This is a genomic window from Flavobacterium aquaticum, from assembly GCF_003259835.1.
Taxonomy (GTDB): domain Bacteria; phylum Bacteroidota; class Bacteroidia; order Flavobacteriales; family Flavobacteriaceae; genus Flavobacterium; species Flavobacterium aquaticum.
The window spans coordinates 1-1517 of the sequence record NZ_QLMI01000025.1 but is presented as its reverse complement, the minus strand read 5'-3'; the positions used below and the strand labels follow the sequence as shown (position 1 = coordinate 1517).

Below are 1517 nucleotides of genomic sequence, written 5' to 3'. Positions count from 1 at the left end.
TTAGTTACTCCAGCAGTACCAACTATATCTACTACAACGCCTACATGTATTGCAGCAGGTTCATCAACGATAACAAATTACAGTGGAGCGTTAACCTATACTTTCACACCAGCAGGACCAACAGTTGGTGCAGGCGGATTGATTTCAGGTATGACAGTTGGAACAGGATATACAGTAACCGCAGGTAATGGAAGTTGTACTTCAGTGACATCAGCATCGTTTACTAATTTAGCGATGTTAGTTACTCCAGCAGTACCAACGATATCTACTACAGCGCCTACATGTGTTGCAACAGGTTCATCAACGATAACAAATTACAGTGGAGCGTTAACGTATACTTTCACACCAGCAGGACCAACAGTTGGTGCAGGCGGATTAATTTCTGGTATGACAGTTGGAACAGGGTATACAGTAACCGCAGGCAATGGAAGTTGTACTTCAGTAGCATCAGTATCGTTTACTAATTTAGCTATGATACCTACTGTAATACCAACATTTGTTCAAGTTGCTCCAATTTGTTCAGGTGGAAGTTTATCAGCATTGCCTACAACTTCTACTAACGGAATAACAGGAACTTGGTCACCAGCATTGAATAATATTGCTACAACAACGTATACTTTTACTCCAAATATAGTTTCAGGTCAATGTTTTGATCAAACGACTATGCAAATTGTAGTTTATCAAAAACCAATCTTAACTTACACAGTAACTAATTCTATTTGTGATGGAAATCCTTTAGATTTTGTATTAAGTAGTAATGTACCAGGAACAACATATACATGGAGTGCCACTTTATCAAACATTACAGGAACTTACGTAACAAGCGGAAATGAGTCGAATATTAATCAAATTGCAACTCTTGATAATTCAGAAACTGTTGGAACAGTAACGGTTAAAATTACACCTCATGCTAACGGATGTTCAGGTGATGAATCTAATCCGATTACAATTTTTGTTAATCCAAACCCAGTTGTAGAAGCAGTAGCAGTAGCAGATACTTCGGTTTGTTCTGCAACAAATGGTGTTAATAATGTTCATGTTGAACTTTCAGGTAACATTAGTGGTATTACCTATAATTGGACGGCTATTACAAGTGGTGTAACAGTTGTAGGAGGAACGACTTCAGGAACAATTACAGCAACATCAACAACGGCTAGTTTTGATTTACAAGTAATCACTAGTGATCCACTTGTAGTAGGAACAATTTATTTTGACGTGTCAACTATTCGCAATGGTTGTCCAGGTAACACGCTTCAAAGTTTAGTTGTAACGGTTAACCCAAATCCTGGAACCGCTATTCCATCTCCAGATAAAACCATTTGTAGTGGAGAACCAACAGATTTAATGATTGATGTTTCGCCACTAATTGCAGGAACAGAGATAGAATGGGAAGTATTAACGGTGTTTAATGTAACAGGAGCGAATCCAGGAAGCGGAATTGCACCACAGCCAATTAGTGATATTCTAACTTCTACACAAGGAGGATATGTAATTTACCGAGTTCGTACTAGTTTAGG

The 1517-nt window shown here is 38.2% G+C and carries 1 protein-coding gene; it reads left to right on the top strand.

Features of this window, described 5'->3' with window-relative positions; all coding sequences use genetic code 11:
- On the top strand, positions 1 to 1517 hold a 1517-nt coding region (locus B0I03_RS13225), incomplete at both ends, for a PKD-like domain-containing protein (protein ID WP_317048058.1).